The sequence below is a fragment of the bacterium genome (assembly GCA_024228115.1).
Lineage (GTDB): Bacteria > Myxococcota_A > UBA9160 > UBA9160 > UBA6930.
In genome coordinates, this window is the sequence record JAAETT010000254.1 from 1 (window position 1) to 504 (window position 504).

Below are 504 nucleotides of genomic sequence, written 5' to 3' on the forward strand. Positions count from 1 at the left end.
AGCGCTTCCCGCGAGGATGCCCCCAACCGGCATCCTTGCCCGAAGCCGTCTACATCAACCCGCCCGCGACCGAGGGCCTACAGCCAGGAGGTGCTCACTAAATCAAGAACCCAGGTGTCTCAAAGTCGTTGGCAGGTTCCGGAAGAGCTTCATGATATCGCTATGGCCACCAACCAGTCCCATTGGCAGACCGCCCCCGATGCCCTTTCCATAGACGCATAGATCGGGCTCTACATCAAAAAGCGATCCGGTCCCCCCGTGATCAAGCCAGAAGTTCACGATTTCATCGAAGATGAGAACAATGCCGTATTTGTCAGTTTGCTCTCTTAGGAACTTCAGGTAGCCGTCTCTAGGAGGAATGGTGAGATATGACCGAAAGTTGGGGAACGAGCGTCTGAGATAGGCAGCGTATTCTTCCGTGTGAATGCAAACACACGCGGCCACCGCGGCCACAAAGGAAGAACACGCTACCGATGACGAACGTAGTCGAGATCCATGCTCGGA

Annotated in this window: 1 protein-coding gene; it reads right to left on the minus strand. The window is 55.2% G+C overall.

The genetic code is table 11. The features are described 5' to 3' along the window. Positions 1-102: 102 nt before the first annotated feature. Positions 103-453, minus strand: a complete 351-nt coding sequence (locus GY937_12185) for an aminotransferase class III-fold pyridoxal phosphate-dependent enzyme (protein ID MCP5057468.1) — start codon at positions 451-453, stop codon at positions 103-105. Positions 454-504: the final 51 nt, after the last annotated feature.